The organism is Nonomuraea fuscirosea, assembly GCF_003001935.1.
Classification (GTDB): Bacteria; Actinomycetota; Actinomycetes; order Streptosporangiales; family Streptosporangiaceae; genus Nonomuraea; species Nonomuraea fuscirosea.
Map to the genome: position 1 here is coordinate 58,490 of NZ_PVNG01000006.1, position 23,770 is coordinate 82,259.

A 23,770-nucleotide genomic window follows, 5' to 3' on the forward strand; every position below is an offset into this window, starting at 1 on the left:
GGGCGAAATCAGCGGCCTCAGTGCGTAGCGTCCAAAGGTCGGCCTGAAGCGGGCGGCGTTGTCGGCCTCAGCGTGCGGCGCGTTGCCACAGCGCTGGCCAGCCGCCGTGGCCCAGCCACGCGGACGGGACCCGGAGGCCGTCCGTGGCGACCCGCTCGCTGAAGACGGCGAGGTCGGCGCCCAGTTCGGCGGCCGCGGGGAATGCTCGCCGCCACGGCCCGTCCGGGTCATCCAGGTCCGTACGGGGAAAGCCCGGCACGCCCGTCTCGCCCGGCCGTGTCACCGGGACGGTCGGAAGCCCCGCGTCCGGCCAGGAGGTGACCACGACGACGAGCGCGCAGAGCAGCGCCGTGTCGGCGCGGCGGGCCACGTGGTCGGCGAGCACCGGATCCCCGGCCCGCGCCAGACGCCCGAGCGCGGCACGGATCCGGCGGGCCACCAGCTCCATCGAGCGAGCGGGGGCGATCGCCTCGTGCCTGGCCAGCCGGCGCAGCGAGCCGGGGAGCGGGGCGTCGGCCAGCAGCAGGGGGAGCTGGTCGTACTGCTCACGCAGGCGCGGATCGAGCGCGGCCAGCGCGCGCTCCAGGGGACGCACGCCGGTGGCTCGCCACAGCGCCACCAGGCCCGCCGCGGCCAGGCCGTACCGGCAGGCCCGCTCGATCCGTTCGGCCGGCAGCCGGCGCAGCGCCGTCAGGCCCGCCGGCACCTGGATCGCGGGCGCGCCTCGGGCTCCGGGCGCGGCACCTGCGGTCGTCCGGGCTCCTGGCACGGCATTCGTGGGCGTTCCGGGTCCGGGTACGGCACCCGTGGGAACTCGATATCCAGGCACGGGGCCCTCGGACGCTCGGGATCCGGGCGCGGCACTCGTGGGCGCCTGATATTCGGGGGCGGCATCCGTGGGCACCTGGTGTCCGGGCGTGGCACCCGTGGACTCCTGAGGCCCGGTGGTGGCACTCGCCGGTTCCGGGGATCCGGGGCCGTCATCCCAGGCCGCCCGGAATCCGGAAGCGGCACCGCCTGCAGGCGTTCGCCATCCAGGGACGGCAGCCGAGGGCGCGGCGCCCGCAGGCGTTCGGGATCGGGGAACCGCGCTTCCGGACGCCCGGGATCCAGGAGCGGTGCTGGACGTGGGGGCGCCGTCGCGGGCGGCGTACAGGCGATCGAAAGTGTTCAGGGCCGCCACCACGTCAGGGGCCGTCAAGGCGTCCGCGACGAGCTCCGCCAGCGGGCCGCTCACCTCGAGAGACGCCCGCCTCGGCCGCCGCCGGGCCGCAGGGCGCGGCCCGGGGAGCAGGTCAGGCGGCTCGGGCGCGGCGGGCGCGGGCACCGGCAGACCGGCTGCCCAGGTCAGCACGCGTTGGCGCAGCGCCGGGTCGGGGTCGGCGTTGAACCTGGCCCGGAACTCCTCGATCCGCCACCCGCGCGTGTGCTGGACGAGCTCGACGTTGGCGGCGATCGCGCCGTCCTCACGGCGCAGGGCCAGCAGCACGCACCTGCCCTGCGCGGCCGCCTCGGCGTAGTGCGGTGAGCCGATGCAGTTCCCCATGTACGCCGACCACCGGGTGAGCATGCGGGCGTTGCGCGCGCACTCCACCCGCAGCCGCGTACCGGGCAGGATCGTGCCGTCGCGCGCCGCCAGCGGCTCGGGCAGCGAGAAGTCCCGCGTGAACGCCTCCGTGAACCGGAGGTCGGCGATCAGCCCCGTGACCAGCTCCTCCCAGGTACGGCACTGCCGGGGCGGCCGCCCGCCGAACGAGATCAGCTGCGCCGCCCCGGCCAGCGCCGCCGGGATCGACTCCACCGGCGGCGTGAGCTGCTCCTCAGGGCGGGGGAAGGGATTCCAGTTCAGGTAGGGGTAGGTGGGGCCGAAGTCGATGTCCGCCCGTTCGTGGCCGTTGAGCTGGGCGAGCGCGTCGGCGAGCTCGGCGTACCAGAGCAGGTCCCCGGCCGTCTCCTCCTCTTCCGGCGCCGTGCCGGGCCGGGCCGCCAGCCGTTCGCTCAGCGACGCCCGCGACTCCTCCTGGTGCGGCTGCGACCACGAGGCGGGGTCGCGCTGCGGGGTGTATCCGGCGACGGCCCGCCACTCACGCATCCCCGCGCCCGCCCAGGCGCCCGGCTGCGGGCGGGCCTCAAGGACGCGGTCGGTGACGGCCTCGATGACGACCTCCGCGTACTCGGCCGCCCTGGCCAGGCGCTGCCTGACGTACGGCTCCCGCGGGTCGTGCCGTTTGGCGGCCAGATCCCGGACGTAGTTGCCGGGCCTGGCGGGCAGACCGGTGAGCCCGGGCACCCGCCGGGCCGCCCGCCCCGCCTCGTCCGGCTTCATGAGGGCGGCTGCGGCGACGAGCTGGTCCGCGCACCGGGCGATGCCCTCGCGCACACCGTGATCGGCCACCGCCACGGCGGTGCGTACCAGCACGGTGGCGGCGAGGGCGTCGGCCACGACCCGCCGCATGAGCGCCGCCCGCTCCCACGGCTCGGGGAACCAGCGGGCCGCCTCCGCCAGCGACGGCTCGTGGCCCAGCTGCTGGGTGATGTGCGCGATCAGCAGCTCTTCCTCGTGGGCCTCGTACCGGGCGGTCAGCTCCTCCAGCCTGCTCTGCCTGCCCTGCATGGCCCGCAACCGCCGCCTGCGCCCGACCCGCTCCCGCTCGGCCGCCACCTGCTCCCACAGATCGAGCAGCAGATCGAGCCGCCGCCTGCGCGGAAACGGGCTGAGCACCCGCTCCAGATGACCAGCCATCGTAGACGCGGCAGCCTCCAACCCCGGCTCCACGACGGCGGGCTCCGGCGCGGGCTCCACAACGGCGGGCTCAGGTGCGGGTTCGACGACGGCCGGTCCTGGAGTTGCCTCGGCCGCGGCTCCCCCGGGAGCCGGATCGCCGGGTGGCCGTGCCGGGGTCGGCGCGGCGGACCCCTCCCTGGTGGGGGCGGGCAGGCCGAGGCGTAGGACGCGTTCGAGCTGCTCGGCCCCCAGCACGCCGCTGGCCGCCGAGGCGAGCTGGAGCGCCGCCCAGCGGCCGTCGGCGATGGCCTGGCCCGCGGCGGCGGCCACCGGCTTGGTCGCCTCCGCCCCGAACAGCGCCACCAGCACCCCGGCCCGCTCACCCAGCCGATGCAGACCTTTTAGCCCCAGCACCCGCACCGCGGCCAGCACCGCGTCCCGCCGATCGCCGCGCGCGCCGTCCAGCCGAGCGGAGACGAACCCCGGGCACAACTCCACCCCCGCCCCGGCCGCCGTAGGACCGTCGGCGAGAAGCCGGCCGAGCTCAGCCACCGCCGGCCCCGGATCGCCCCCGGCGGGCCCCACCACGACCGGCGCACCCTCGACCGGAACCCACACCACCGCGCCGCTCTCCGCACGGCTCCCTACGCGGCCCTCCGCGTCGCTCCCCGCGTCGTCTCCAACGCGGCTCTCCGTGTCGCTCTCCGCGCCGTCCCCAACGCGACCTTCCGTGTCACTTCCCGGATGGTCCTCCCTGCCGCTCCCCGTGCCGCGCCTTGGACCGTGGTCCATCACCGGTCGCCCCCGCGCGTCCCAGACCCGCTGATCGCGTCCCGTCACCACTCCGAATGCCAGCCGCACCACATCCACATGATTCGGGCAAAGACGCCCGCCAGGCAACCGGATTGACGAGGTCCGGAATCAGGCACGCCGGGCGCCGAGCACCTCGTGCAGCTCGGCCGAGCAGCGGGCCAGCTCCTCGGCGTGCGCGCCCCTGCCCAGCGTGCGTGGCCTGGGCACGTTCACCTCCACGATCGTGTGGACGCGCCCGGGACGCGGCGTCAGCACCACGACCCGGTCGGCGAGCAGCACCGCCTCCTCGATCGAGTGCGTCACCAGGACGACCGTGGCCGCGTGCTCCATGTGGATCTGCTGCAGCTCGATCGACAGCTCCTCCCGCGTCAGCGCGTCGAGGGCGGAGAACGGCTCGTCCATCAGCAGCACGCGCGGCCGCTGGATGAGCGCCCGGCACAGCGCCACCCGCTGCTGCATCCCGCCCGACAGCTCGTGCGGCAGCCGCCGGTGGAACGCCTCCAGCCCCACCATGTCCAGCAGCTCACGCGCCCGCCGCCGGTGCTCCTCCCCGCGCCATCCGAACACCTCGACCGGCAGCAGCACGTTGCCGAGCACGGAACGCCACGGCAGCAGCGCGGGACGCTGGAACATGATGGCCACGTCACGGCGCGGCCTGACCACCGGATCGCCGTCCACCAGCACCTCGCCCGAGCCGGCCACCAGCAGGCCCGCGATCAGCCGCAGCAGCGTGGACTTGCCGCAGCCGGACCGGCCCACGACCGCCACGAACTCCCCGCCGGCCACGTCGAGATCGACCTCGCGCAGCGCCTCCACCGCACCCCGGCGCCCGCCGAACACCTGGGACACCTTGCTCAGCCGGATCACCTGGCGACCTCCTCGGCCCCGAGCCCGGATCGATCTCGATCGTAGACGACGCCCGCCGCGCCCACCTGACGAAATCCTGCCGCGATATTGACCGGAGGCGTCAAACGGTCATGATCGGTGTCATGAGGCGACTGCCGCGTGTCATCATGACCACCGCCATCGTCGCGACGCTCTCCCTCCCCGCCGGCTGCGGCTCGGGAGGCACGGAGCCGTCACCCGCCCGGCCGGCCGCCGACCAGGTCACCTACGTGACCGGCTTCGGCACCTTCGGCCGTGAGGCCTACGTCTACGTCGCCATGGACAAGGGCTACTTCCGCGAGGCCGGCATCGAGGTCAGCGTGCAGCCGGGCACGGGCAGCGGCGAGAACATGGCCGCGCTCGCCGGCGGCCGGGCCCACTTCTCGCCCATCGACTTCACCGCGATGCTGCTCACCGCCGGCAGCGGCAGAGCGACCGGGACGGTCGCGGTCGCCGCCGTCCACCAGCGCACGCTGGCGGCGCTCATGACCCTCGGCGACAGCGGCATCAGCGAGCCGAAGGACCTGGAGGGCAGAACCGTCGGGGACACGGCCACGTCGGTGATCGCCATGATGTTCCCCACCTACGCCAAGCTCACCGGCGTGGACAGGAGCAAGGTCAAGTGGGTCAGCCTGCAGCCGGCGCAGCTGGCCGCCAACCTGGCCTCGGGGAAGGTGGACGCGATCGGCCAGTACGTGGTCGGCCGGCCCACCGTGGCCAACGCCGCCCGGGGCAAGGAGGTCAAGGTGCTGCCGTTCGGCGATGTCATCACCGACATGTACGGCTCGGCGCTGAGCACCTCCGCCACCCTCGCGGCCCAGAACCCCGACCTGGTCAGGCGGTTCACCGGCGCCCTGTTCAAGGGGCTGGCGTACGCGGTGGACAACCCCCGGGAGGCGGCCAGGATCCTGCTCGCGCACCAGCCGGCCCAGAACGCCGAGGCCGCGGCCGCCGAGCTGACCCTGATCGCCCCGTACGTGCGCCCGGCCGGAGGCGAGCCGATGGGGGCGATGAGCCGCGAGCGCGTCGAACGCGCGATCGGCGTCCTGCGCGAGGCCGGGGCCTTCACGGGCGAGGTGGCGCCGGAGTCGGTGGTGTCGTTCGGCCTCGTCCCCAAGGGCTGAGCCGTGGAGGAGGGCGGGCGGCACGGGGACGCGGTGACGGCGGCGGGCTGGTCGGCGCTGGGCGTGACGGCCGCGATCGGCGGCTGGGCGCTGGCCGCCGCGGCCTTCGCGATCCCGGAGATCATCCTGCCCTCGCCCGCCGCCGTCGTCACCGCCTTCCTGCGCCTGCCCGGCTACCTGCTGGAGCAGGCCGCGATCACCCTTGCGGAGACCGCGCTCGGCTTCGCGCTCTCGGTGGTCTGCGGGCTGGCGATCGGGCTGGTGATCGCGGCCTGGCGCGTGGCCGAGCTGATGTTCGCGCCGCTGCTGGTGGCGTTCAACGCCGTGCCCAAGGTGGCGCTGGCGCCGCTGCTGGTGGTGTGGATGGGCTTCGGGCAGCAGCCCAAGGTGGTCATGGCGCTGCTGGTGTGCTTCTTCCCCGTCGTGTTGTCGGTGGCCTCGGGGCTGACGTCCACGCCGCCCGAGCTGGTCGAGCTGGCCAGGTCGCTGGACACGCCGCGCGGGCAGACGTTCGTGCGGATCCGCCTGCCCGCGGCGCTGCCGCAGATCTTCGTCGGGCTGAAGGTGGCCATGCCCCTGGCCTCGGTCGGCGCGGTGATCGGCGAGTTCAGCGCGGGCGACGCGGGGCTCGGCTTCGTCATCGTCCAGGCCGGCGGCAGCGCGGACACGGCGCTCGCGTTCGCCGCCATCGCGCTGCTGGGCATCATGAGCCTGGCGCTGTTCTACGCGCTGGTGCTGGCCGAGCGCCTGCTGCTGCCCTGGGTCAGGGAGACGTCCGCGGCACGCTGATCACGACGGCGCTCACCTCGCCGTACGCCGATAAGTTATACCTAAACACCTATTGACATAACTTAAGGCTACAACGAGTATTTTGGCATGTCAGAACGTGACCTCTTGCTTCATGTGCGGATCCGCAGGGCGCTCGAGGCACGTATCCGTGACGGACAGTGGGGTCCGGGCACCCGGATCCCCACCGAGGTCGAGCTCTGCGAGGAGTTCGGGGTCTCGCGCATCACCGTGCAACGGGCCCTGCGCGACCTCGCCGACGCCGGGCTGATCGTGCGCTTCCGCAAGCGCGGCAGCTTCGTGGCCCAGGCCGTCGGCCGGCACAACTTGCTGCGTTACACCGGCCTGCTGATCCAGGGACCGGAGATGCCGGGCGACCACCGGGTCGTCTCCGCGCAGGTGCTGCCCGCCCAGGCGGCGCGGTTGCGGCTGCCGGGCGTGCCCGGCGAGGAGGCGGTCGTCCAGATGGAACGGCACAAGCTGCGGCCCGACGGCACCGCGGCCAACATCGAACTGCACGTCCTGCCGTTCCGGCTCGCGCCCGACCTGCTCGACCAGCCGTTAGAACCGTTGACCACCCACGCCTACCTGCGCGATCGCGGGGTCGAGCTGGTGCGGGCCAGGCTCTACGTGGAGCCGCACGTCCTCACCGGGCCCGAGGCGGAGCTGTTCGCCCTGCCGGTGGGGGCGCCCGTCTTCCGCTGGACCCGCGAGACCTGGACCCGCCGCGGCGAGATCGCCGAAGTGGTCGAGATCGTCATCCCGGCCGGGTCCGAGCGCTTCTACGTCGAGACCGATCTGAGCGGCTCCTCCGACCACAGCTGAATCCCCCTTTCCCGACAGATCGGCCCACCCCCGTGCGCCGGGCCCGCCCGCGCCACGGTCCCCAGCCATGCCCGAAAAACCGTCCCCAGCCATGCGCGCGAAGCCATGCGCGAGTAACGGCCCCCAGCCATGCCCCCGAGAAGGAGCGGATCCATGACCTCTGTCGCCGTCGTCGGAGTCGGCGCCGTCGGCTCCATGGCCCTGTGGCGGCTGTCCGAGCGCGGCATCCCCGCCGTCGGATTCGACGCCTACGCACCCGGCCACGACCGCGGCGCGGCCGGCGGCGAGTCACGGATCTTCCGCACCGCCTACAAGGAGGGCGTCGCGTACGTGCCGCTGCTGCGTCAGGCCCGCGACCTGTGGGAGGAGCTGGAACGCCGGTGCGGCCGCCGCCTGCTGACCCCGGTCGGCGGCGTCACCGTCGGCCCGCGCGAGCACCCCTCGATCCGCGCCGTGCTGGACTCCGCCCGCGCCTGCGACCTGCCCGTCGAGGTCCTGACCGGCCAGGACGCCCGCGACCGGGTGCCCGAGCACCCGCTGCGCGACGGCGAGGTCATGGTCGCCGACCCCGAGGCCGGACACCTGCGCCCCGAGCCCGCCGTGGTCGCCGCCGCCGCGGCGGCCGAACAGGCGGGCGCCCGCATCGCCCGCTACACCCCCGTCACGGAGGTACGCGAGGACGCGGCCGGCGTCACCGTCGTCACCGCGGAAGGAGAACAGCGCTTCACCCACGCCGTCCTGGCCCCCGGCCCGTGGGCGCGCAGCCTGCTCCCGCACGAGCCGATCGTGGCCAAGGCGATCACCTCGACCTGGTTCCCGCGCCGCGACGAGAGCCTGTTCGACCCCGGCCGGTGCCCGATCGCCATCCGCGTCGGCGAGCCCGCCTACTCCTGCTTCCCCTCCGTGGACGGCGCCGGCGTCAAGGTCAACCTGCACGTGCCGTGGCAGGAGATCGGCTCACCCGAGTCCCTGGCCCGCAGCGTCCCCGCCGCCTACGTCAGGCAGGTCGCGCGGGCGGTCGCCGCCACGCTGCCCGGCCTGCGGCCCGACCCGGTGCGCGTGGCCACGTACGCCGACGCCTTCACCCCCGACGGCCACGGCCTGCTCGGCCGGCGGGGCCGCACCGTCGTCGCCACCGCCTTCAGCGGGCACGGCTTCAAGCTCGCCCCCGTCTTCGGCGACATCGTCGCCGACCTGGTCGAGAGCGGCGCCACCACGCGCGGCATCGGCCACCTAGCCCCGGACCGCCCCCTTCGGAGGTCGCCATGAAACCCGTCACGCCGATCGTCGGCCTCATGCTCGCCACCCTCGCCCTGTCCTCCTGCGCCGCGCCCAACCCGTCCGCCGCCCCCGGCACGCTGGTCGTCGCCGGATACGGCGGCTCGTACGAGGAGGCGTTCAAGCAGTCCGTCATCCCCGGCTTCGAGAAGTCCTGCTCCTGCCGCGTCACCTACATCTCCGGCAGCTCCACCGACACCGTCGCCAAGCTGAAGGCCCAGAAATCCGCCCCGCAGATCGATGTCGCCCTCATCGACGACGGCGTGCAGAACCAGGCCGTCCAGGCGGGCCTGCTGGCCGAGCTCGACCCCGAGACCGTCACGAACCTGGCCAACGTCATCGACCTGGCCCGCCTGCCCGGCGACGTCGGCGTCGGCTTCTCCCTGAACGCCACCGGCATCGCCTACAACACCGACTACTACGCCAAGAACGGCCTGCCCGCCCCCATACGGCTGGCCGACCTGGCGCACGCCGGGCTCAAGGGCAAGCTGGTGATGCCGTCCATCACGCAGACGTACGGGCTGGGCGCCCTGCTCATCGCGGCCAAGGTCGGCGGCGGATCCGAGCGCGAGGTCGACCCCGGCTTCGCCGGCGTCAAGAAGGTCGCGGCCAACGCCGTCACGTTCGACACCACCGCCGACGTGTCCAACTACTTCCTGCAAGGCCAGGCCGTGGCCAGCGTCTGGGGCAACTCACGGGTGCAGATGCTGGCCAAGAAGGGCTTCCCGGTCGAATTCGTCTACCCGGAGGAGGGCGCGCTGCCACTGATCGCCACCGTGAACGTGGTGAACAAGGCCCCCCACGCCGACCTGGCCCAGAAGTTCGTCAACACGCTGCTCGAACCGGCCGCGCAGAAGGCCATGGCCGAGTCCAACTTCAACGGCCCCACCGTCAAGGGCGTCGAACTCGACCCCGCCCTCGCGGACAAGGTGGTCGGCCAGGATCGGGCCGCCGAGCTGCGCAAACTCGACTGGGCCGTGATCAACGAGAACCGTTCCGCCTGGACGGACCGCTGGAACAAGGAGATCGAGACCTCATGACCAGGCTGCTCGCCGCGGCGCTGGCCCTCATCGGCCTGACGGCCTGCTCCCCGCCGAACCCGGCCGCCTCCGCCGGCACGCTCGTCGTGGCCGGATACGGCGGCTCCTACCAGGAGGCGTTCGAGCAGGCCGTCCTGCCCGGCTTCGAGAAGTCGTGCGGCTGCCGGGTCACCTACATCGCCGGCAGCTCCACCGACACCGTGGCCAAGCTGAAGGCCCAGCAGGCCGCCCCGCAGATCGACGTCGCCCTCATCGACGACGGGCCACAGGCCCAGGCGGCGCAGGCGGGGCTGCTGGCCGCGCTCGATCCCGCCGCCGTCACCCGGCTGGCCAAGGTGGAGAAGATCGCCCGGCTGGACGGCGACGTCGGCGTCGGCTTCGCGATGACCGCGACCGGGCTGGCCTACAACAGCGAGTGGTACGCCAAGAACGGCCTGCCCGCTCCGAAGAAGCTGTCCGACCTGGCCGACCCGAAGCTCAAGGGCAAGGTCGTGCTGCCCTCGATCAGCAACACGTACGGCGTGGGCGCCCTCATGCTGGCGGCCCGCGAGGGCGGCGGATCGATCGAGGCCGGCTTCGACGGGATCAAGAAGGTGGCGGCCAACGCCTTCACCTTCGACACCACGGCCGACGTGTCCAACTACTTCCTGCAAGGGCAGGCCGTGGCCAGCGTGTGGGGCGGCTCCCGGGTGGAGACGCTGGCGGACAAGGACTTCCCGATCACGTTCGTCTACCCGGACGGAGGCGCCATCCCGCTGCTGGCCACCGCGAACGTCGTCGCCAAGGCCCCGCATCCCGATCTGGCGCAGAAGTTCGTCAACGCGCTGCTGGAGCCGGCCATCCAGCGCAAGCTGGCCGCCGAGGGCTACGACGGCCCCACCGTCACCGACGCCACCCTCGACGCCGCACTGGCCCGGCGGGTGGTCGGCACGAAACAGGCGGCCGGCATGACCGCGCTCGACTGGAAGGACGTCAACGCCCACCGCGCCGCCTGGACCGACCGATGGACGAAGGAGGTCGAACAGTGACGAGCACCCCCTTGACCAGCGCGAAGACGCCGCCCGGGACGGACGCCCCGCGCGGGCGGCTGCGCCTGGACGGCGTGCGCAAGATCCTGGGCGGCAAGGAGGTCGTCTCGGCCGTGGACCTGGAGACCGAGCCGGGCGAGTTCCTCACCCTGCTCGGCCCGTCCGGCTGCGGCAAGACGACCACCCTGAACATGATCGCCGGCCACCTGACCGCCGACGGCGGCCTGATCGAGGTGGACGGCCGCGACATCACCACGGTCGCGCCGCACCGCCGCTCCATGGGCATGGTCTTCCAGTCCTACGCCCTGTTCCCGCACATGACGGTCGCCGAGAACGTCGCGTTCGGCCTGCGCATGCGCAAGGTCGCCGCCACCCGGCGCGGCAAACAGGTCGCCGAGGTGCTGGAGCTGGTCGGCCTGGACGGCATGTCCGAGCGGCATCCGCGCCAGCTGTCCGGCGGCCAGCAGCAGCGCGCCGCGCTGGCCAGAGCCCTGGTCATCCAGCCCGACCTGCTCCTGCTCGACGAGCCGTTCTCCAACCTCGACGCGCAGTTGCGGGTACGCCTGCGCGACGAGGTCTCCGCGCTGCAACGCAGGATCGGCACCACCGCCATCCTGGTCACCCACGACCAGGAGGAGGCCCTGGCGGTCTCCGACCGGATCGCGGTCATGGCCGACGGCGTCATCCACCAGCTCGACCGGCCCCAGGAGGTCTACCTGCGCCCGGCCACGGACTTCGTGGCCCAGTTCATCGGCGAGGTCAACGCCCTCGACGGCACCGCCGCCGGCGGCGGGACCTGCGAGGTCGCGGGCCGGAAGGTGTCCGCCACCCCGGTCGGGCAGGCTCCGGCCGAGGGCGCCGCCGTGCGGGTGTACGTACGGCCCGAGGTCGTCCGGGTCGGTTCCGGCGATCAGGGCGAAGGGCTGCACGGGACCGTGCGCGACACGCGTTTCCTCGGCTCACGCATCCGCTGCGTCGTGTCCACCCCGGCCGGAGAGGTGACGGCGGCGCTGCCGTTCGACGCCCGGGTGCCGGCGGCGGGGGAGGAGGTGACCTGCTCATGGCGGCCGTCGGACGCGTCGCTGGCGGCGCGGTGACCGCCGGAGCCGGCCGCTCCGCCCGCCGGACGGGGCTGCTGCTCGCGCTGCCCGCCCTCGTGATCTTCGCGCTGCTGTTCGTGGCGCCGCTGTTCACGCTGGTGGCCAACAGCTTCAGGACGCAGACCGGGGCGTTCACGCTCGGCAACTACGCGCGCTTCCTCGGCGACCCGTTCTACCGGGACGTGCTGTGGAACACGCTGAAAGTCGCCGGCCTCACCACGCTCGGCTGCCTGCTCGTCGGCTACCCGTTCGCGCTCTACCTGCGCGGGCGCTCACCCAGGGTGCGCAACTGGCTGGCGCTGCTCCTGCTGTCTCCACTGCTGATCAGCATGGTCATCCGCGCGTACGGATGGCTGGTGGTACTCGGGCCCAACGGCCCCGTGGCCTCGGTGATCAAGTGGTTCGGGCTCACGCCGCCGCAGCTCCTCTACAACGACACCGCCGTGCTCATCGGCATGGTGCACGTGATGCTGGCGTACATGGTGCTGCCCCTCATGGGCAGCCTCGACCGGATCGACCCGACGCTCGTCCCGGCCGCCAAGGGGCTCGGCGCGCCCGGCTGGACCTGCTTCTGGCGGATCACGCTGCCGCTGTCGGCGCCCGGCATGCTGGCCGGCGCGATGATCGTGTTCAGCCTGACCGCCTCCAGCTTCGTCACCCCGGCCATCCTCGGTGGACCCAAGGTGAAGCTCATGCCGTACTTCGTCTACACGCAGGCCACGACCACCCTCGACTGGCCGTACGCGGCGGCGATCGGCTTCGTGCTCGTGGTCGTCACGACGGGGCTGCTGCTCGGCTACTCGCGGCTGCTGCGGCGGGGCAAGGGGGAGGTGGTGTTCCAATGAGCAGGACGGGCCGGCTGACCCGGGTGCTCGGCGGCGTGTTCGCGGCGCTGGTGGGGGCGTTCCTCATAGCGCCCGTCGCGGTGACCGTGGCCTCCTCCCTGACCGAGACCTCGTACGTGACGTTCCCGCCGCAGGGCATCACCCTGCGCTGGTACGCCGAGGTGCTGCGCAAGCCGGAGTTCCTGTCGTCGTTCGCGGTCAGCGCGGGCGTGGCGGTGGCCGCGGCGGCGATCTCGGCCGTGGTGGGGCTGGCCGGCGGGCTGGCCATCCACCGCTACCGCTTTCCGGGCCGGGCGGCGCTGGAGACGGTGCTGTCCAGCGCGTTCGCGGTGCCCACGATCGTGCTCGGCATAGGGCTGCTGCAGTGGTTCGCGCAGATGGGGCTGGCGTCGAGCCCGTTCACGCTGCTGCTGGCCCACCTGGTGCTGACCGTCCCGTACGCGGTGCGGCTGGTCCTCGCCGGGCTGGCCGGGCTGGACCGCTCGGCGGAGAAGGCCGCCGCCGGGCTGGGCGCGCCGCCGTTCCTGGTGTTCTGGCACGTCACCCTGCCGGCCGTGCGCGGGGCGCTGATCGGAGGGGCGTTCTTCGCCTTCATCACCTCCTTCGACGACCTGACCGTGGCGCTGTTCGTGGTCACCACCGACCTGCAGACGCTGCCGGTGCGCATCTTCAACTACATGCAGTACGACTACGACCCCACCGTCACCGCCATCGGCACCCTGATGGTGCTGTTCGCGCTGGTCGCGGTCGTCGTCATCGAACGATTCGTCGGCGTCGCCAAGCTCTTCGGCGCCGACGAGGAGCACAAGGGAAAGGAATGAGCGTGCGAGTCGTCGTCATCGGCGCGGGGGTGCTCGGATCCGCGGTCGCGGCCGGGCTGACCCGGCGCGGCGCGCAGGTCACGGTGCTGGAGGCGCGCGCCCCGGGGGCCGGCACGTCGTCCACCTCGGTCGCGTGGGTCAACGCCAACAACAAGACGCCGAAGGAGTACTTCGACCTCAACCACGCCGCCGTCTGGGCACACCACCAGCTGCCCGGCGACTGGTTCTTCCCCACCGGCAACCTCGAATGCGCGCTCACCGACGAGCACAAGGAGCAGCTCGAGGCCCGGGTCGGCCGGCTGATCGCCATGGGTTACCCGGTGGAGCGGGTGACCGCCCGCCGCGCCCTGGCCCTGGAGCCGGACCTGGTGCCCCCGCCGCCCGGCACCGAGTACGTGTTCTTCCCCGGCGAGGCATACGTGCAGCCGCTGCGCCTGCTGGGCCGGCTGCTCGGCGAGGCCCGCGACGGCGGCGCCACGGTCGAGTGCGGCGCCGAGGTGACCGCGATCGAGACGTCCGCCTCGGGCGCGAAGGTGACGCTGGCCGACGGGCGTACGTTCGCCGGCGACGTGGTCGTCACCTGCGCCGGCCGCTGGACCGAGCGGGTCGCCGCGCTGGCCGGGGTGACGATCCCGATGCTGGACCCGGCCGTGTCCGGCACGGTCACCAACGGCTTCCTGGTCACCACGGCCGCGCTCCCGGCCCGGCTGTCGCGCGTCCTCACCACCGCCGCGCTCAACCTGCGCCCGGACGGAGGCGGACGGCTGCTGCTGCAGTCGCTGCCCCTGGACGGCCTGGCCCGACCGGACGCGCCCGTGCCCGGCGAGGTGATCAACGAGATCTTGACGCTGCTGCCCGGCGTCCTGCGCGGCACGGAGGGCGCCACGGCCGAGCGGGCGGTGGTCGGCCAGCGCGCGATGCCGGGCGACGGGCTCACCGTGGCCGGGTTCGCCGACGCGGGCCGGCGGATCTACACGGTGGCCACGCACAGCGGGGTCACGCTGGCGCCGCTGCTGATGGAGGAGGTCGCGGGGGAGGTGTTCGGGCAGGAGTCGGCGCTGCTGGCCCCGTTCCGGCCGGACCGCTTCGCCGACGGCACCGCCGGCCCGGCCCCCACCCCGGCCCGCCGCCCCGGCCAGCAGTGACGGCGAGCCCGCTGGTCGCCGAGGTGATCGACGTCCCGCTCACCAGGTGACCGGGAGTTCGTGCACGCCGTAGACGACGGCGTCGGCCTTGTACGGCAGATCCCCGGCCGGTACGGCGAGCCGCAGGGCGGGGACGCGGCGGAACAGGGTGTCGAAGACGATCCGCAGCTCCATCCTGGCCAGGTTCTGGCCGAGGCACTGGTGCGGGCCGAAGCCGAAGGCGAGATGGTGGCGGGCCCCGCGCTCGACGTCCAGTTCGCCCGGTTCCGTGAACGCCGCGGGGTCCCAGTTGGCCGACAGCGTCGAGACGACGACACCATCGCCGGCCTTGATGCTCACCCCGCCGATCCGCACGTCCTCGGTGGCCACCCGGGTGGTGACCCCGTCGGCGACGGCGAAGTAGCGCAGCAGTTCCTCCACGGCCAAGGGCGTCCTGTCCGAGTCGTTCCTGATCACGGCGAGTTGTTCCGGGTGGGAGAGCAGCCCGACCACGCCGAGCGAGATCATGTTCGCCGTGGTCTCGTGCCCGGCGGTCAGCAGCAGGAACGCCAGGCTCACCAGGCCCCCGTGGTCGACGGCGCCCTCCCGCCGCTGCCGGGCGATCTGCCGGCCGAGCAGATCGTCGCCGGGTGCCGACTCCTTGCGGGTGACCAGGTCGTCGAGGTAGGCGCGCAGGTCGGCGAAGGCTCGCCGCCGGTCTTCGAGCGAGCTCCGGCTCACCATCATGGAGGCACGGCTCTGGAAGAAGTCGTGGTCGGCGTACGGGACGCCGAGCAGCTCGCAGATCACGAGGGACGGCACCGGCAGGGACAGCGCCCGCACCAGGTCGACCGGTCGCCGGTCGGCGGCGAGCAGATCGTCGACGAAGTGGTCGACGATGGCCTGGATCCGCGGGCGCAGCGCGGCCAGCCGCCGCACGGTGAACTCGCCGATCACCGGGCGGCGGGCCGCGGCGTGTTCCGCGCCGTCCATGCCGAGCAGCAACGGCGGCTGCTCACGGAGCTGGCGCAGGGTCGCCGGATCGAGACTGTAGAGCGGGAAACCGTCCTTGCGCTTGTCGGAGGAGAAACGGGGGTCGGCGAGGACGGCGCGGCCCTCCTCGTGCCCGGCCACCCACCACGCCTCGCCGCCGGCGGCCAGGCGGACCCGGCTGATCGGCGCCTGCTCGCGCAGCCGGTCGTAGGTGGTGGGCGGGGCGAACGGGCAGTCCCGCTCGACCGGCAGCTCGATTTCGGTGCGGCTCTTCATCATGAATGACCTCCTGATGGATCTGGCGGGTTCTGTCCGTGCCGGCGACGGCCTCGGGTGTGGCGCCGGTGTTCAGCGCAGGGTGAGCGGGGTCTCGGAGGCGATGCGGGTCAGCTTCTGCGGGTTGCGGACGTAATAGAGGCCGGTGATGCGGGCGTCCTCGACCCGGACCGCGATGACGCCGTCGATCGCGCCGTCCAGGCGGAGCAGCAGCGCCGGGTTGCCGTTGACCATTGCGGGCTCGCTGGCGAGCGCGAACGGGGCTCGGCCAAGCCCGTTGACGATCATGCGGGCCACCTTGCCGGCACCGGTGACCGGCTGCGGCGCGGCCTGCTTGACGCCGCCGCCGTCGCTCACCAGGACGACGTCAGGGGCGAGCACGTCGAGCAGGCCCTGCAGGTCTCTGGTCTCCAGCGCGCGCCGGAACGACTCCAGCGCCACCCGGGTCTGGCCCGGGGAGACCACCTCACGCGGATGGCGTGACTCGACATGCCGGCGGGCCCGGTGCGCGATCTGCCGGACGGCCACCGGGCTCTTGCCGACGGCGGCGGCGATCTCCTCGTGACTGACGCCGAACACCTCGCGCAGGACGAAGACGGCGCGTTCGGTGGGGGAGAGCGTCTCGAGGACGAGCATGAGCGCCATCGACACGCTCTCGGCGAGCTCGACGTCCTCGGCCACGTCCGGCGTGGTCAGCAGCGGCTCGGGCAGCCAGGGGCCGACGTACTCCTCCTTGCGGCGCCGGACGGCGCGCAGCCGGTCGAGCGCGCGCCGGGTGGTGATCCGCACCAGGTAGGCGCGCTGGTCCCGCACCTGCCCGAGGTCGACCCTGACCCACCGCAACCAGGTCTCCTGCAGGGCGTCCTCGGCGTCGGCCGCCGAGCCGAGCAGCTCGTAGGCGACGGTGAACAGCAGGTTGCGGTGGGCGAGGAACACCTCGGTGGCCGGGTCCGTCCGGCCGCTCCTCGTGGCGTCCCCGTACTCGTTCATATCTGGCTCCTGCCTGTCGCTCTATGCACAAGGCGTCGGAGCCCGCCGTTGTGTGACACCCGCGCCCGGTGACACACGTCACATGGCCGCGCTGTCACAGGTCGCGGGGCGCCGGCGCCGCATGGTCAGGACGCCCTGCCTCCGCCGGCCGGGATCAACACGAGGAGTCACCCATGAAGCACCGCATCGTCGTCCTCGGCGCCGGATACGCCGGGGCCTACGTGGCCGGGAACCTGGCACGCCGGCTGTCCCCGGAGGACACCGAGATCACCGTGGTCAACGCCGTGCCGCACTTCGTCCAGCGCATGCGGATGCCCCAGGTCGCTGCTGGGCAGGAGGTGGAGGCGCCCCTGCTCGCCGACGTCTTCGCGGGCACGGGGATACGGCTGCGCCTGGCCCGCGTCACCGCCGTGGACCCCCTACGCCAGGTCGTCACCGTGGCCGCCGCTGACGCTGACGGCGAAGGTGGAGAAGAGCTCGGCTACGACACGCTCGTCTACGCGCTCGGCAGTCGCGTCGCCGACCACGGCGTCCCCGGCGTGGCCGAGCACGCCTTCGACGTCACCGGCCGGCCCTCGGCGCTGCGCCTGCGCGAACGCCTGGACAGGCTGTCCAGGCCAGGCGGGAACGGGAACGTGGTGGTCGTCGGCGACGGGCTGACCGGCATCGAGACCGCCACCGAGATCGCCGAATCACGGCCCCGCCTGTCGGTGACGCTCATCGCCCGCGGTGAGCTGGGCGCCCGGCTCTCCGCCGGGGCCCGCGGCCACCTGCGACGGGCCTGCGACCGGCTCGGCGTCACCGTCCTGGAGCACACCAGCGTCGCGGCCGTGGAAGCGGCGCGGGTGCGGTGCGCCGACGGCACCGCCCTGGCGTCCGACGCGACCGTGTGGACGGCCGGCTTCGCCGTCACCTCCATCGCCGCCGCCGGCGGGCTGGAGGTCACCGGGACCGGTCAGATCGTCGTCGACCGCACCATGCGGTCGGTCTCGCACCCGAACGTGTACGCCGTCGGCGACAGCGTCCACGTCGTCGGCGACCACGGCCAGCCGCTGCCGATGTCCTGCGCCTCGGCGGGCTACACCGGGCGGCAGGCCATCGAGGCGATCGTGGGGCGCCTGACCGGGCGCAGGATCGTGCACACCAGGCTGGTCCACACGTACAACCACATCAGTCTCGGACGGCGGGACGGGATCCTGCAGACGTTCGACGAAGAAGGGCGGGCGAAACCGCGGTACTACGGCGGCCGCGAGGGCGCGCGGATCAAGGCGTGGATCCTCAGGATGGCGCTGTGGGCCACCCGGCACCCCACCTACGGCCTGCCCAGGCGCAGGCGCCGCCTGGCGGCCGGCGCGGCTCAGTCGTCGTACCACTCGGGCGTGGCGACCGTGCGCGGATCGGGGGCCGGGCCGGCGCCGGGGCCGGGCTTGACGTAGACCTCCATGGTGTCGGAGCTGTACGGGCGGCAGCCGGCCACGATCCAGTCCGCCTCGATCCTTTCCGCCGGGACGGACTGCTCGTACCAGCCGCCTCCGGGGGAGGACCAGAGCAGGCGGTAGCCGATCTTCGCCCCGCGCCGCAGCACCTCGGCCCGCACGGCTTCGACCGTTCTGCCGTGGGCCGGGTAGCCGGTCATGCACTCGGAATCCGTGGCGAGGTCGTCGCGCACGTACGCCTCGCCGGCGGCCGCCTGCCGCCCGATCCCGAACACGACCCGTCCGGGGAAGTCAGACGGCAGCCACACCTTGCCGCAGAACGCGGACGCGCACGGCCGCACCGCCTGCACGCCGACGCTCCCGTGCCAGCGGAAACCCCCGGGCACGACGGGGCCGATGAGCTCGCCCTCCTTCCCCGGGGCCACGGGGACGATCTTCACCGTGACGTTCAGCCCGACGGCGCGGAAGGCCTCCTCGAAACGCTCGCGATCCGCGGCCGGGTCGGTGACGGTGACGGTGAAGTGGTCCGCGGCCTTCTTGATGGCGACGGCCGCGTTGGCGTACTCGGTGGCCGGGCCGGTCGCGGGCAGGCCGATCCCGATCGCGCCGGCCACGGCCAGCGCGGTCGCCGCCCCCGCGAGCACGAACCCGCGCGTCCTTACTCGAAACGGGCGGCTGCGCGCCGGCTCGGTCGCCATGATCTCCGCCCGCAGCTCGCGCGCGCCGGGCCCTCGCTCCGGCGCCCGCGGTGCGGGGTCGATAGCTTTCACCAGGTGGTCGATGCCGTTCACGCTTCCCCCATCACGATCGTCGAGGACGGCCGCCGCTCCAGCGCCGCCGCCAGTCGTCTGCGCGCCCGGTGCAGGCGGGTCCGGGCGGCGATGGCCGTGCAGCCCACGACCTTGGCGATCTGCTCGCTGGTCAGCTCCTCCCAGCAGGCCAGCGCCAGAACCTCGCGGTCGCGCTCGGGCAGCCGGTCGAACGCGGCGCGTACGTGGTCCAGCTCGCCCGGCCCCGCCGCTCGCTCCGGCCGCTGGGCCGACAGCTCGGCGCGCAGCCGGTCGGCGAGCATGGCCCGGCGCGAGTCGCCGCGCCGGTGGTTGGCCAGCACCCGGCGCGCCACGCCGTACAACCACAGCAGCGCCCGCTCGCCCTCCGGGATCTCGCCGGCGCGTCGCCAGGCGATGAGGAACGTCTCCGAGATGACGTCGGCGGTGTCGTCGGCCGAGCCGGTACGGCGGGCGGCGTACTGGTGGATCGCCGGATAGTACGCGTCGTAGACCGCTTCGAAGCGATCCCGGTGTGTCACAGATTCTCCTCGCGAAAGGTGCCTGACACCGTGGTCAGTGTCCGGCACCCCGCCAGGTGTTGCACCTCACTGTCCGTTTCCTCCTTGACAGATCACGACTTTCCGATCAAATTAGGCAAGGCTTACCTAACTAAGGAGCGAACCGATGAACCCCTTCGACGACCCGGACGGCGAGTTCCTGGTCCTGGTCAACGACGAGGACCAGCATTCAATCTGGCCCTCCTTCGCGGCCGTGCCCGACGGCTGGGAGGTCCGCTTCGGGCCTGACGCGCGGGCGGCCTGTCTCGCGTACGTGGCCGGCAACTGGACCGATCTGCGTCCCCGCAGCCTCCGCCGGTGAATCTACAACGTAAAGGCGTGCGTCTGCGGAAGAACAGCCCCGCGTGGCCCGCGGCAACCTGAACAGCACCAGGATCAAGCCCCGGACGTCGGAACTCCTCGTCCTGCGGGTCCTGCGCCGCGAACGCCTGCCGCCGCACGTCGCCCGCGTCACGCTCGGAGGCGCCGAGATCCCCTCGCCGCAGGACCGGCAGCCGCTCGACCACCCTGAGGGGGTCGCGGTGAGCTGGATCGTCCGCGACGACCCCGGCGCGGTGCCCGGCACGGCGGCGCTGAGCCTGCCCGTTCCTCAGGAGCCGTGCTACGGGTGGTGGTGGGGGAGCATGTTCTGCGGCTACTGGCGCCATCACTGAGCTCGGCGGCGCGCTGTCGCCGGCGGGCCGCGACCATGGAAGTGGTGTACCCACCGGCGCCAGGGACCTGGGACCGGCCATGATCCCGCCATGGGCGGGGTGGAGACTCGTCGAGACCTCCCCTAGGGCGACCGGGAGCCGTCAAGACGTCGCTGGAGGCGATGGGGACCCGCCGAGGCCTTGTCGGGGGCGATGGGGAGCCGTCGACATCTCCTCAAGTGCGACCGGGAAGCCGTCGTGATCCCACTGCGGTCACGGAGACCGTCGTGATCCCGGAATTGTCGTCCCCGGTCGCTAGTGTCCCGATCATGGTCGGCGCGGCCGTGATCAGGCCGCGCCCGGCCGTCCCTTTTCGGTATGGAGGCGCGGTGCCTCCCTAAGGAGGTGCAGGCGTGGACGCGTGGGCGGACGTGCGCAAGCTGGTGCGAGCGGGCGACGTGTTCGGCACGATCAGGATGGTCACCGAGCTGGACGCGGCCGGCCGGAAGGCGGTCGCCGCCGAGTTGCCCGCGTACGTCACCGGCGAGGCCCGCGCCGCGGGATGGGAGTCGTGGGACCGGCAGATGACGCCGCTCGTGCTGGCCGGCGTGGTGTGCCTGGGCGGCCCGGCGGCCGTGGCGTCGTGGTTGTTCCGGCGCGAGTTCCGGTGGTGGCGCGAGGCGGAGGCCGCCGAGCGGGTGCTCGAACTGCTGGGCGGGCGGCCGGTGGCATGGCGGGCCGACCTGGCGCGGCGGATGTGCGGGCGGCTGCGGGTGCCGGAGCTGCGGCGCTGGGGGCTGGCGGCACGGCTCGTCCGCGAAACGGGCATCGAGCCGCCCGGCGACGACGCGTTCATGGTCGGCTGGCTGCGCGAACTGTGCTCGGAGCCCATCAGGGGGCCGATCGAAGGGCCGATCGCCGGGCAGGTTGCGGGGCAGGTTGCGGGGCCGATCGAAGGGTCGTCCGTGGGGTCGGTCGAGGGGCCGATCGCGGGGCTGATCGAAGGGCCGGTCGTGGGGCCGATCGAAGGGTCGACCCCGGGGCAGGTTGCGGGGCCGATCAAGCAGGTGGGACAGGTCGCGGACGATCCGCTGTTCGCCGCCTACGTCGACCGGATCTTCGAGATCGACGCGCTGGCGGAGACCGACCTGTGGCAGGTCGTCGAGACGGTCGTGCGGCTCGTCGACACCGGCCGGCTGGACCGCGTGGCCGTCCTCGACGCGGTCGTGGGGCGGCTGCTGCGCGACGGCCCCGGCGCGCTCGTACCGCTGGCGGGCCTGCACGACCGGCTGGACCCCGACATCGACGAGGCGTACGCGCGGGCCGAAGACTACGCCCGGCTGCTGCCCGCGGGGCCGGTCGCGGTGGCCGATCTGGCGCTCGCCCAGCTGCGGCGACTGGAGGAGGCGGGACGGCTGGAGGAAGAGCTGTTCGAGGAGGCGATGCGGGCGCTGGCGTTCCGGCCGGAGAAGAAGCTGCTGCGGGCGGCCATGTCGTGGGCGGGCGACGCGGTGCTGCGCGACGCCGGCCGGACCGGCACGGTGCTGGAGGCGCTGGCGCTGATCTTCGCCCAGGACACGCTGGCCTTGCAGGATCGCGCCGTACGCCTGGCCGTCAAACTCGCGCCCCGCGCGGGACAGGCGGCGCGCGAAGCGGTGCGCCAGGCCGCCACCGAGTTGCCCGACGAACTGCGGGAACGGGTCTCGGCGGCGTTCGGGGGCGGCATCGCCGCGGCCGAGGCGCCCGCCGCGCTCCCGCTGATCCTCCCCGCCGTGCCGGCGATGCCCCCGCCCGTCGCCTCGCCCGGCGAACTCGTCGAGGTCCTCACCGCCGGGCGCTGGGCCCAGGACGTCCACACCTTCGAACGCCTGCTGGCTGGCCTGGCCGAGTGGTCGCACCGCGCGCCGGACGAGCTGCGCGAGGCGCTGCGGTCCTGGTGGTACCCGTTCAATCCCTCTTGGTACGGTCACTACGGCAGCGAGATCCACGAGGACCTGATCCAAGCCGTCTCCCGAGCCTTCCTCGCCTTCGCCGCCCCTGAGCACAGCATCAGCCTGACCCTGGCCGCGTCCGGGACACGGCGGCGACCGGCGTCCCCCGGCCCGCTCGACCGCCTCTACCTGCGCCGCGCGCTGGAGCTGGTGACGCCGTTCGAGGAGGGCACCGGCTACCCGGTCCTGCTGGCCACGCCCACATCGGGCACCGGCCACCTCGACCCGGCCACCCTGCTCGACCGGCTGGAGCTGCTGGAGACCGAGGGCGTGCGGGCCCTGCCGGCCGACCTGGCCCAGGCGCTGCTCCGGCTGCCGCGCACGTTCTCCGCGCCTGAGGTGGAGCGGGCGGGCCGGCTGACGTCCGACGCGGGGCGCGAGTGCGCGGCATGGATGCGGAGCGGAGGGCTGGCCGATCCGCCGGTGAGCATGTCCGTACGGCGCTGGGGCCGCTACAACCAGGCGGGGTGGCACCTGCTCGAGGCGGAGCCCGAGATCCCCGCGTCCGACGGGCTGCCCGAGGAGATCCGCGCCCTGTTCGAGATGCGGTCGGGCCACAGCTACACCCTCACCTGGTGGCCGCTCGCCCTGCCCGGCCACCGGGAGCTCGCGGCGGCACATTTGACCGGCTACCTGCCGTCGTCCATGGAGTCCAGCGACGGCCAGACGCGCGCGCTCGCGGTCCTCACCCACGGCGACGGGCCGCTCGGCTTAGCCACGGCCTACGCCCTGGCCTGCGGGATGAGCCACGAGAAGACCGCGGAACGAGCCGCCGCCACCGACGCCTTCCTCACCCTGGCTGCGCGCGGCGAGGTGCCGGCACGGGAGCTGGGCGAGGCGGTGACGGACCTGGTGACGCAGGAGTTCATCCGGCTCAACCGGGTGGTGTCGGTCCTCGACGACGCCAACCAGGCCGGGGCGCACGAGGCGGTGTGGGCGGTGATCACCCACCTGCTGCCCGGCCTGCTGCCCAAGGAGGGGGAGCGGCCCCGAGCCGGAGCGGCGGACCTCCTGGCGGCGGGGGCACGGGCCGCCAGGATCGCGGGCGCCCGGGCCGACCTGCCGGAGGTGGCGGCGCTCGCGGCCCGCAAGGGATCGTCCAGACTCGTCCTGGAGGCGCGACGACTGATCGGGATCGCCGACGCGTCACCGCAGAAATCTACAACGTAAAGGCCATCGCTACCTGCAAATCTTTCGAAGAGAAAGAACTGAAACACAACAAGCAACGACGACCCAGCAGCGGGTTGCTCGATGGGGCGGGTTGAGTGCCGGAGGCGGCTTGTCAAGGGAGACCGGCCAGGCGAGCGGTCGTTCGGGGGCCGGTAGTTCGGGGGCCTGTCGTTCGGGCTGGTCGTTTCAGGGAGTCGACCGTTCTGGGTGCCCGGTAGTTCGGGGGATGGTCGCTTATGGAAGTGGGTCAAGATGCGGAGACGGCTTGCGTGGGAAGCGGGTCGCTCAGCGGAGACCGATCCCTGTAGGGAGCCGGTCGGGCGGCGTAAGAGGGTCGCTCATGAGGCGCCGGTCGCTCAGCGGAGGCGGGTCTTTCGAGGGACATCGGCCAGCGGCACCGGTTCCTGTAGGGAGACCGGCCGGGTGGCGCGAGAGGGTCTCCCAAGAGACGTCGGTTGCTCGGCGGGAGGAGGCAACTCAAGGGACGCCGATCCCTGTAGGGAGACCCGGTCGGGTGGCGTAAGAGGGTCGCCAGGGGAT

The 23,770-nt window shown here is 73.0% G+C and carries 20 protein-coding genes; 14 read left to right on the top strand and 6 right to left on the bottom strand.

The genetic code is table 11. The features are described from left to right. Positions 1-67: 67 nt before the first annotated feature. Both B0I32_RS15280 and B0I32_RS15285 read right to left on the bottom strand, forming a co-directional pair. Entirely contained in the window at positions 68-3,346 is a 3,279-nt protein-coding gene (locus tag B0I32_RS15280) for a hypothetical protein (protein ID WP_106239331.1), read from the bottom strand. A gap of 300 nt (positions 3,347-3,646) precedes the next feature. Beyond that, positions 3,647-4,405 carry an ABC transporter ATP-binding protein gene (locus B0I32_RS15285; protein WP_106239333.1) on the bottom strand — a complete coding sequence of 253 codons (759 nt, stop codon included), beginning with the start codon at positions 4,403-4,405 and terminating at the stop codon, positions 3,647-3,649. Positions 4,406-4,527: 122 nt separating this feature from the next. Between B0I32_RS15285 and B0I32_RS15290 the strand changes: the two genes are divergently transcribed. The 10 genes from B0I32_RS15290 (at position 4,528) to B0I32_RS15335 (ending at position 14,415) form a co-directional block, all read left to right on the top strand. After that, positions 4,528-5,547, top strand: coding sequence for an ABC transporter substrate-binding protein (locus B0I32_RS15290; protein ID WP_181307421.1), 1,020 nt, complete (start codon positions 4,528-4,530; stop codon positions 5,545-5,547). 3 nt (positions 5,548-5,550) lie between these two features. After that, positions 5,551-6,336, top strand: a complete 786-nt coding sequence (locus tag B0I32_RS15295; protein WP_219911827.1) for an ABC transporter permease — start codon at positions 5,551-5,553, stop codon at positions 6,334-6,336. Between the two features lie 87 nt (positions 6,337-6,423). Continuing rightward, positions 6,424-7,158 (top strand): GntR family transcriptional regulator, encoded by a 735-nt coding sequence (locus B0I32_RS15300; protein ID WP_106239337.1) that lies wholly within the window; start codon positions 6,424-6,426, stop codon positions 7,156-7,158. A gap of 153 nt (positions 7,159-7,311) precedes the next feature. Then, positions 7,312-8,427, top strand: a complete 1,116-nt coding sequence (gene solA / locus B0I32_RS15305) for an N-methyl-L-tryptophan oxidase (RefSeq protein WP_106239339.1) — start codon at positions 7,312-7,314, stop codon at positions 8,425-8,427. Beyond that, positions 8,424-9,476, top strand: a complete 1,053-nt coding sequence (locus B0I32_RS15310; RefSeq protein WP_106239341.1) for an ABC transporter substrate-binding protein — start codon at positions 8,424-8,426, stop codon at positions 9,474-9,476. The genes solA and B0I32_RS15310 overlap by 4 nt, the downstream gene beginning before the upstream one ends. Then, positions 9,473-10,504 carry an ABC transporter substrate-binding protein gene (locus tag B0I32_RS15315; protein WP_106239344.1) on the top strand — a complete coding sequence of 344 codons (1,032 nt, stop codon included), beginning with the start codon at positions 9,473-9,475 and terminating at the stop codon, positions 10,502-10,504. Before B0I32_RS15310 ends, B0I32_RS15315 begins: the two co-directional genes overlap by 4 nt. Further along, positions 10,501-11,601 (top strand): ABC transporter ATP-binding protein, encoded by a 1,101-nt coding sequence (locus B0I32_RS15320; protein ID WP_181307423.1) that lies wholly within the window; start codon positions 10,501-10,503, stop codon positions 11,599-11,601. Before B0I32_RS15315 ends, B0I32_RS15320 begins: the two co-directional genes overlap by 4 nt. After that, entirely contained in the window at positions 11,565-12,449 is an 885-nt protein-coding gene (locus tag B0I32_RS15325) for an ABC transporter permease (RefSeq protein WP_106239349.1), read from the top strand. The genes B0I32_RS15320 and B0I32_RS15325 overlap by 37 nt, the downstream gene beginning before the upstream one ends. Beyond that, complete coding sequence (locus B0I32_RS15330; RefSeq protein WP_106239350.1) at positions 12,446-13,270, top strand: ABC transporter permease; 825 nt, start codon at positions 12,446-12,448, stop codon at positions 13,268-13,270. The genes B0I32_RS15325 and B0I32_RS15330 overlap by 4 nt, the downstream gene beginning before the upstream one ends. Beyond that, a complete protein-coding gene (locus B0I32_RS15335; protein ID WP_245955844.1) occupies positions 13,267-14,415 on the top strand; it encodes an NAD(P)/FAD-dependent oxidoreductase in 1,149 nt (382 codons plus the stop codon). Before B0I32_RS15330 ends, B0I32_RS15335 begins: the two co-directional genes overlap by 4 nt. Positions 14,416-14,454: 39 nt before the next feature. On the opposite strand, the gene B0I32_RS15340 is transcribed toward B0I32_RS15335, so the two are convergent. Together B0I32_RS15340 and B0I32_RS15345 are read right to left on the bottom strand one after the other, a co-directional pair. After that, complete coding sequence (locus tag B0I32_RS15340) at positions 14,455-15,666, bottom strand: cytochrome P450 (RefSeq protein ID WP_106239356.1); 1,212 nt, start codon at positions 15,664-15,666, stop codon at positions 14,455-14,457. Positions 15,667-15,735: 69 nt separating this feature from the next. Then, the gene (locus B0I32_RS15345; RefSeq protein ID WP_106239358.1) at positions 15,736-16,653 is read right to left on the bottom strand and encodes an RNA polymerase sigma-70 factor; all 918 of its coding nucleotides are present in this window, start codon (positions 16,651-16,653) and stop codon (positions 15,736-15,738) included. 173 nt (positions 16,654-16,826) lie between these two features. Between B0I32_RS15345 and B0I32_RS15350 the strand changes: the two genes are divergently transcribed. Beyond that, positions 16,827-18,089, top strand: a complete 1,263-nt coding sequence (locus B0I32_RS15350; protein ID WP_106239361.1) for an NAD(P)/FAD-dependent oxidoreductase — start codon at positions 16,827-16,829, stop codon at positions 18,087-18,089. Here the strand turns inward: B0I32_RS15350 and B0I32_RS15355 are convergent. Then, on the bottom strand, positions 18,011-18,880 hold the full coding sequence (locus B0I32_RS15355; protein WP_106239363.1) for a hypothetical protein: 870 nt from the start codon (positions 18,878-18,880) through the stop codon (positions 18,011-18,013). The two genes, B0I32_RS15350 and B0I32_RS15355, sit on opposite strands and share 79 nt — an antisense overlap. Beyond that, positions 18,877-19,398, bottom strand: coding sequence for an RNA polymerase sigma factor (locus B0I32_RS15360; RefSeq protein ID WP_106239365.1), 522 nt, complete (start codon positions 19,396-19,398; stop codon positions 18,877-18,879). The genes B0I32_RS15355 and B0I32_RS15360 overlap by 4 nt, the downstream gene beginning before the upstream one ends. Before the next feature lie 145 nt (positions 19,399-19,543). Here B0I32_RS15360 and B0I32_RS15365 point away from each other — a divergent pair, with 145 nt between their 5' ends. The 3 genes from B0I32_RS15365 (at position 19,544) to B0I32_RS15375 (ending at position 23,230) form a co-directional block, all read left to right on the top strand. Further along, the gene (locus B0I32_RS15365; protein WP_106239367.1) at positions 19,544-19,738 is read left to right on the top strand and encodes an MbtH family protein; all 195 of its coding nucleotides are present in this window, start codon (positions 19,544-19,546) and stop codon (positions 19,736-19,738) included. Positions 19,739-19,781: 43 nt separating this feature from the next. Beyond that, the gene (locus B0I32_RS15370; RefSeq protein WP_106239369.1) at positions 19,782-20,090 is read left to right on the top strand and encodes an SIP domain-containing protein; all 309 of its coding nucleotides are present in this window, start codon (positions 19,782-19,784) and stop codon (positions 20,088-20,090) included. A 392-nt stretch (positions 20,091-20,482) separates the two neighbouring features. Next, a complete protein-coding gene (locus B0I32_RS15375; protein WP_106239372.1) occupies positions 20,483-23,230 on the top strand; it encodes a DUF7825 domain-containing protein in 2,748 nt (915 codons plus the stop codon). Positions 23,231-23,770 lie beyond the last annotated feature (540 nt).

Coding starts and splice junctions, on each gene's coding strand:
- B0I32_RS15290 (WP_181307421.1), top strand. CDS start 4,528: ATGAGGCGACTGCCGCGTGTCATCATGACCACCGCCATCGTCGCGACG.
- B0I32_RS15300 (WP_106239337.1), top strand. CDS start 6,424: ATGTCAGAACGTGACCTCTTGCTTCATGTGCGGATCCGCAGGGCGCTC.
- solA (WP_106239339.1), top strand. CDS start 7,312: ATGACCTCTGTCGCCGTCGTCGGAGTCGGCGCCGTCGGCTCCATGGCC.
- B0I32_RS15310 (WP_106239341.1), top strand. CDS start 8,424: ATGAAACCCGTCACGCCGATCGTCGGCCTCATGCTCGCCACCCTCGCC.
- B0I32_RS15315 (WP_106239344.1), top strand. CDS start 9,473: ATGACCAGGCTGCTCGCCGCGGCGCTGGCCCTCATCGGCCTGACGGCC.
- B0I32_RS15325 (WP_106239349.1), top strand. CDS start 11,565: ATGGCGGCCGTCGGACGCGTCGCTGGCGGCGCGGTGACCGCCGGAGCC.
- B0I32_RS15330 (WP_106239350.1), top strand. CDS start 12,446: ATGAGCAGGACGGGCCGGCTGACCCGGGTGCTCGGCGGCGTGTTCGCG.
- B0I32_RS15335 (WP_245955844.1), top strand. CDS start 13,267: ATGAGCGTGCGAGTCGTCGTCATCGGCGCGGGGGTGCTCGGATCCGCG.
- B0I32_RS15340 (WP_106239356.1), bottom strand. CDS start 15,666: ATGATGAAGAGCCGCACCGAAATCGAGCTGCCGGTCGAGCGGGACTGC.
- B0I32_RS15345 (WP_106239358.1), bottom strand. CDS start 16,653: ATGAACGAGTACGGGGACGCCACGAGGAGCGGCCGGACGGACCCGGCC.
- B0I32_RS15350 (WP_106239361.1), top strand. CDS start 16,827: ATGAAGCACCGCATCGTCGTCCTCGGCGCCGGATACGCCGGGGCCTAC.
- B0I32_RS15365 (WP_106239367.1), top strand. CDS start 19,544: ATGAACCCCTTCGACGACCCGGACGGCGAGTTCCTGGTCCTGGTCAAC.